Source organism: Pseudomonas sp. 18.1.10 (assembly GCF_024655625.1).
GTDB lineage: Bacteria > Pseudomonadota > Gammaproteobacteria > Pseudomonadales > Pseudomonadaceae > Aquipseudomonas.
The window spans coordinates 1-6,552 of the sequence record NZ_JANLGL010000270.1; the positions used below are offsets into that span (position 1 = coordinate 1).

The following is a 6,552-nucleotide window of genomic DNA, read 5'->3' on the forward strand; positions in this document are numbered from 1 at the left end:
TTTACTGGCCTCATCGCGGGCAAGCCCGCTCCCACAGGGGAATGCATTCCAAATGTGGGAGCGGGCTTGCTCGCGAAGGGGCCAGCACCCGCACCACACCTTTTGGCTCAGACCACCGCCGCCCGCCGCTGAACAAACCGGTCCACATATTCATCCGCCGGCGAATGCAGGATCTCGCGCGGCGTGCCGACCTGGATCAGCTTGCCGTCCTTGAGGATCGCAATGCGGTTGCCGATGCGCACCGCTTCATCCAGGTCATGAGTGATGAATACGATGGTCTTGTGCAGGGTCTTTTGCAGCTCCAGCAACTGGTCCTGCATCTCGGCGCGGATCAGCGGGTCGAGGGCGCTGAACGCTTCGTCCATGAGGATGATGTCGGTGTCCGCCGCCAACGCCCGGGCCAGGCCAACGCGCTGGCGCATGCCGCCGGAGAGTTGGTGCGGGTACTTGTTTTCGTAGCCTTTGAGGCCCACGGTTTCGATCCAGTGCAGGGCGCGCTCGGCGCACACCTGCTTGCTTTCGCCACGCACTTTGAGGCCGTAGGCGACGTTGTCGAGCACGCTCTTGTGGGGCAGCAGGCCAAAGCTCTGGAACACCATGCTGATCTTGTGCCGACGGAATTGGCGCAGGGCTTCCATGTCCAGCTGCAGGATGTCTTCGCCGTCCACCAGGATCGCGCCGCTGGTGGGGTCGATCAGGCGGTTGAAGTGGCGTACCAGGGTGGATTTGCCGGAACCCGACAGGCCCATAATCACAAAGATCTCACCGGTGCCGATGCTCAGGGACAGGTCGTTCACGCCGACCACACAGCCGGTCTCGGCCAGCACCTGGTCCTTGGTCTTGCCCTGGCCGATCAGCGCCAGCGCTTCCTTGGAACGGGAGCCGAAGATCTTGAAGACGTTTTTAACTTCGATTTTGCTGACAGTAGTCATTTGCTCGCCTCATGCCGTGGACGACCATAGGCCTGGGTTATGCGGTCGATGACCACTGCAAGAATCACGATCGCCAAGCCGGCTTCAAGGCCGCGCCCGACGTTGAGGGTCTGGATGCCGACCAACACGTCTTCACCCAAGCCACGGGCACCGATCATCGAGGCGATTACCACCATCGACAGGGCCATCATGGTGGTCTGGTTGATCCCGGCCATGATGCTTGGCAGCGCCAGCGGCAGTTGCACGCCGAACAGTTGCTGCCAGCGGTTGGCGCCAAAGGCGTTGATCGCTTCCATGACTTCGCCGTCCACCTGGCGAATGCCTAAGTCGGTCAGGCGAATCAGCGGCGGCGCGGCGTAGATCACCGTGGCGAAAATCGCCGGGACCTTGCCCAGGCCAAACAGCATCAGCACCGGGATCAGGTACACGAAGCTCGGCATGGTTTGCATGATGTCCAGCAGCGGCATCAGCACCGAACGCAGGCGATTACTGCGCGCCGAGAGGATGCCCAGCGGGATGCCGATCAGCACCGAGATCACCGTGGCGACCATCATCAAGGCCAGCGTCTGCATCAGCTTGTCCCACAGGCCGACCGCGCCCACCAGGAACAACAAACCGACGATCACCGCCGTGGTCAGCACCTTGCGCGTGGCGTGCCAGGCGACGCCACCAACGATGGCCAGCATCAGCCACCAGGGCGCCGCGCGCAGCAGCCCTTCCAGGTTGACGATGGCCCACAACAGGGTGTCGGAGATGTGCCGGAACACATCGCCGTAGTTGGTGACCAGCGAGTCCACCCAACCGTTGACCCAGTCGGCGATGGAAAACGTAAAACTCTCAGGAAACATATCGTGCTCTCGATCCAATGGGTTGTGGCCAGGCGCCCGGCCGACCCTTCAGGGTAGCCGGGCACGCTTGACCTACAAGGCCGCGTCGATTTTCTTGGCTGCGTCTTCACTTACCCAGGCGTGCCAGACCTCAGGATGTTCCTTGAGGAAGATCTTCGCCAGTTTCGGCGATTCGATGCGCTCCTTGGCCATGCGCCCAAGGTTCTGGTTCAGCAGGTCGATGGGCAGGTTGACCTTTTCCAGCACGGCCACCAGTTCCGGGGCTTGCTCGTGGAAGGTCTTGGACAAGCCGACCTTGATGGTCACGCTCTTGTCCACACCGGCTTTTTCTTCCAGTTTGACCAGATCGACCTGGCCCATCAGCGGCGTCGGCGACCAGTAGTAGAACAGGATCGGCTCGCCACGCTTGTAGCTCGACAACACCGCCGCATCCAGCGCCGGGCCGGTGCCTGGGCGGAAGTTGGTGTAGGAACTTTCCAAGCCGTAGCTCTTGAGCATTTCGCTGTTGTCCAGCTCACAGGTCCAGCCGGCCGGGCAGTTGTAGAAACGGCCTTTGGACGGCTCTTCCTGGTCCTTGAACACAGCGGCGTACTTGGCCAGGTCGGCGATGCTTTTCAGGTCCGGCGCCTTGGCTTCCAGCTTGCGCTTGGCGTCGCCTTCGATCACATAGCGCGGTACGTACCAGCCTTCGATGGCACCCACCACCGGGGCGCCGACGCCGACGACTTTGCCGGCCTTCTCGGCCTTGTTCCAGACTTCGCTGCGGCCTACCCATTCTTCGGCGAACACCTGGATGTCGTTGCTGCTCAGGGCGTTTTCCATGGTGATGGAATTGCCTGGCAGGCTGTCGGTTTTGCAGTCGTAGCCTTTTTCCAGCACGGTTTGCAGGATATCGGTAAGCAACATGCCGCTTTCCCAGTTCAGCCCGGCGAATTTCACCGGTTTGCCGGACTCGCACCAGCCGGCTGCCTGGGCGCCAGCGCTGGCCAGCAAACCTGCAGAGAGCAAGGTAGCCATCAAGGTTTTATGCATTTTCATTGTTGTGACGCTCCCAATCTTGAAATGGATTACGGCAGTCAGTAGGCATCCTGCCCTGTCCACGTCCCATCAGGCTTGTGTCGCCAGCCCGGTTGTTGTTGGTATAGCGCCCTGCTCTGTTGGCAGGATCAGTTGAGCGGGCACGCTGCCGTGCCATTTTTTCGCACACAGGTAATACAGCGCGGCGGGTAGTACCAGGCCGATGATCCAGGAAATATCCACATCGCCCAGCGCAGCCACCAGGGGGCCGGTGTAGAACTTGGTGGAGATGAACGGCAACTGCACCAGCACGCCGAACACATAGACGCTGATGCCCAGCAGGTTCCAGCGGCCGTAACGGCCGTTCGGATCGGCCAGCGCCGGCACGTCATAGCGGTCGCGGGTGATGCAGTAGTAGTCCACCAGGTTGATCGCGCTCCAGGGCGTGAAGAACGCCAGCAGGAACAAGATGAACGACTTGAACGCACCGAGGAACGAGTGCTGGCCGAGCAACGCGATCAAGGTCGCCGTGCCGACGATGGCCAGCACGAATACCAGGCGCTGCAGGCGCGTGACTTCCATGCGCCCACGAAAGCCGCTGACGATGGTGGCGATGCACATGAAGCTGCCGTAGGAGTTCAGCGTGGAGATGGTCACCTTGCCAAACGCGATGCTGAAATACAGCAACGCAGCGGTGGCCCCCGTACCGCTCAACCCGACGATGTAGGCCACTTCGTGACCGGCGAATTGCCCGTTGGACATGGCCGCGGCAAACACGCCGAGGACCATCGCCACCTGGGCGCCGATCACCGAACCCGCGCCGGCCGCGAGGAAGGTTTTCACCGACGACGTGCTGCTCGGCAGGTAGCGCGAATAGTCCGCCACGTACGGGCCGAAGGCGATCTGCCAGGACGCCGCCAGCGACACCGCCAGCAGGAAACTGCTCCAGCTGAAGTGACGGATTTGCAGGAGCGCACCCACGTCGGTCTGGCTCATCAGACGGCTGAACAGGTACACAAAGGCAATCACCCCGATAACGCTGGCGACACGGCCGATGAAGTGAATCACTCGGTAACCGAGCACCGTGACCAGCACGATGACACTGGCAAAGATCAGGATGCCGACGCTGTCGCTGACGCCAAACAACTGGCCCAGCGCCTGGCCGGACAACACCGTGCCCGTCGCGGTGAACCCGAGGTACATCAGGCACACCAGCACGATCGGAATGGCCGCGCCATACACCCCAAACTGCACCCGGCTGGAGATCATCTGCGGCAAGCCCAGCTTGGGCCCTTGCGCCGCATGCAACGCCATGACCCCACCGCCCAGCAGTTGGCCGATAAACAGGCCGATCAACGACCAGAACACATCACCGCCCAGCACCACGGCCAGGGCCCCGGTGACAATCGCGGTGATTTGCAGGTTGGCGCCCATCCACAGGGTGAACTGACTCAATAGACGACCGTGTCTTTCCGCTTCCGGGATGTAGTCGATCGAACGTTTCTCGATCAACGGGGTGGTGTCATTTGCAGCCATGTCGGTTCAACCTCTGGTGGATTGTTAAGCGTACAAATTGCGCTTCTGTGAGAGCTGGCTTTTGTGGGAGCTGGCTTGCCTGCGATGCGGGCGACTCGGTCTGTCAGTCAAACCGAGGGGATGCCATCGCAGGCGAGCCAGCTCCCACAGGAACCGAGCCAGCCGTTACTTGATCATCGGGAGATTGAGGCCCTGCTCTTTGGCGCAGTCGATAGCGATCTGGTAACCCGCATCGGCATGACGCATCACCCCAGTCGCCGGGTCGTTGTGCAGTACTCGGGCAATCCGCTCGGCCGCTTCGTCGGTGCCGTCGCAGACGATCACCATGCCGGAGTGCTGGGAGAAGCCCATGCCGACGCCGCCACCGTGGTGCAACGACACCCAGGTGGCGCCGCTGGCGGTGTTGAGCAAGGCGTTGAGCAGTGGCCAGTCGGACACGGCGTCGGAGCCGTCCTGCATGGCTTCGGTTTCACGGTTCGGGCTTGCGACCGAGCCGGAGTCGAGGTGGTCACGACCGATAACGACCGGTGCCGACAGCTCGCCGCTGCGCACCATTTCGTTGAACGCCAGGCCGAGCTTAGCGCGCTGGCCCAGGCCAACCCAGCAAATCCGCGCCGGCAGGCCCTGGAAGCTGATGCGCTCGCGGGCCATGTCCAGCCAGTTGTGCAGGTGGGCGTCGTCGGGGATCAGCTCTTTGACTTTGGCGTCGGTCTTGTAGATGTCTTGCGGGTCGCCGGACAGCGCCGCCCAGCGGAACGGGCCGATGCCACGGCAGAACAGGGGGCGGATGTAGGCCGGGACGAAACCCGGGAAGTCGAAGGCGTTTTCCACGCCTTCTTCCTGGGCCATCTGACGGATGTTGTTACCGTAGTCGAAGGTCGGGATGCCTTGCTTCTGGAAATCCAGCATGGCTTTGACGTGCACAGCCATCGACTGCTTGGCGGCCTTGATTACAGCGGCGGGCTCGGTCTTGGCACGGGCGCGGTATTCGTCCCAGGTCCAGCCGGCGGGCAGGTAGCCGTTGAGCGGGTCGTGGGCGCTGGTCTGGTCGGTGACCATGTCCGGACGCACGCCGCGCTTGACCAGTTCCGGCAGGATTTCTGCTGCGTTACCCAACAGGGCGATGGAGATGGCTTTGCCTTCCCCGGTGTATTTGGCGATGCGCGCGAGGGCGTCGTCGAGATCGGTGGCCTGTTCATCGACATACCGGCTGGCCAGGCGGAAATCGATGCTGACCTGCTGGCATTCAATGTTCAGCGAGCATGCGCCGGCCAGGGTCGCGGCCAGTGGCTGCGCGCCGCCCATACCGCCGAGACCGGCGGTGAGTACCCAACGGCCTTTGAGATTGCTGTCGTAGTGCTGGCGACCGGCTTCGACGAAGGTTTCATAGGTGCCCTGGACGATGCCCTGGCTGCCGATATAGATCCAGCTGCCGGCGGTCATCTGGCCGTACATGGCCAGGCCCTTGGCATCCAGTTCGTTGAAGTGTTCCCAGCTGGCCCAGTGCGGCACCAGGTTGGAGTTGGCGATCAGTACGCGCGGGGCGTTGCTGTGGGTCTTGAACACGCCGACCGGCTTGCCGGATTGCACCAGCAGGGTTTCGTCGTCATTCAGGTTGGTGAGGCTTTCGACGATCTGGTCGTAGCACTCCCAGTTGCGCGCCGCGCGGCCGATACCGCCGTACACCACCAGTTCTTTCGGGTTTTCGGCCACTTGTGGGTCGAGGTTGTTCATCAGCATGCGCAGCGGCGCTTCAGTCAGCCAGCTTTTGGCGGTGAGCTTGTTACCGTGGGCGGCGCGGATTTCTACGTCACGGTATTTAGTAGGCTTGGTCACAACTCAGACTCCTCAGCGATCGATGCGCATACTTGATTGGTGCGATGTGGACTCTTACGCACACATCTTTACTTGTACATACAAGCATATGCAATCAAGCGGCCAACTTGCTGAGGGAGATGTTGAGATTTTTCGGGAAAGGACGTGCAGGCCTTGGGGATTAAGGCTTCTGGGCTTGATGAAATTTCTTACGGGGGAGTTTTGTCGCGGGGGATGTTTGTTGTGTCGACATGACTTTGCGCCATGCTGGGGCGTTCGGTAACAAAGTGGTGCGCGATATGGAAACAGATTTTCTGAACACCACAAAACAAATGTGGGAGCTGGCTTGCCTGCGATAGCGGTGTGTCAGTCAGTACATCTGATACTGATACACCGCTATCGCT

Annotated in this window: 6 protein-coding genes; all 6 read right to left on the bottom strand. The window is 61.2% G+C overall.

The window, feature by feature from the left end:
• Positions 1-107: 107 nt before the first annotated feature.
• Positions 108-932, bottom strand: coding sequence for a glycine betaine/L-proline ABC transporter ATP-binding protein (locus tag NUV89_RS26545; RefSeq protein WP_017738814.1), 825 nt, complete (start codon positions 930-932; stop codon positions 108-110).
• Positions 929-1,780, bottom strand: a complete 852-nt coding sequence (locus NUV89_RS26550; protein WP_017738813.1) for a proline/glycine betaine ABC transporter permease — start codon at positions 1,778-1,780, stop codon at positions 929-931. The genes NUV89_RS26545 and NUV89_RS26550 overlap by 4 nt, the downstream gene beginning before the upstream one ends.
• A gap of 72 nt (positions 1,781-1,852) precedes the next feature.
• Complete coding sequence (locus tag NUV89_RS26555; RefSeq protein ID WP_257783653.1) at positions 1,853-2,818, bottom strand: ABC transporter substrate-binding protein; 966 nt, start codon at positions 2,816-2,818, stop codon at positions 1,853-1,855.
• 69 nt (positions 2,819-2,887) lie between these two features.
• Positions 2,888-4,333 carry a cytosine permease gene (locus NUV89_RS26560; RefSeq protein WP_257783654.1) on the bottom strand — a complete coding sequence of 482 codons (1,446 nt, stop codon included), beginning with the start codon at positions 4,331-4,333 and terminating at the stop codon, positions 2,888-2,890.
• Between the two features lie 165 nt (positions 4,334-4,498).
• Positions 4,499-6,169, bottom strand: a complete 1,671-nt coding sequence (hutU, locus tag NUV89_RS26565) for a urocanate hydratase (RefSeq protein ID WP_257783655.1) — start codon at positions 6,167-6,169, stop codon at positions 4,499-4,501.
• A 188-nt stretch (positions 6,170-6,357) separates the two neighbouring features.
• A partial coding sequence (locus NUV89_RS26570) for a hypothetical protein (protein WP_257783656.1) occupies positions 6,358-6,552 on the bottom strand: 195 nt, incomplete at its 5' end.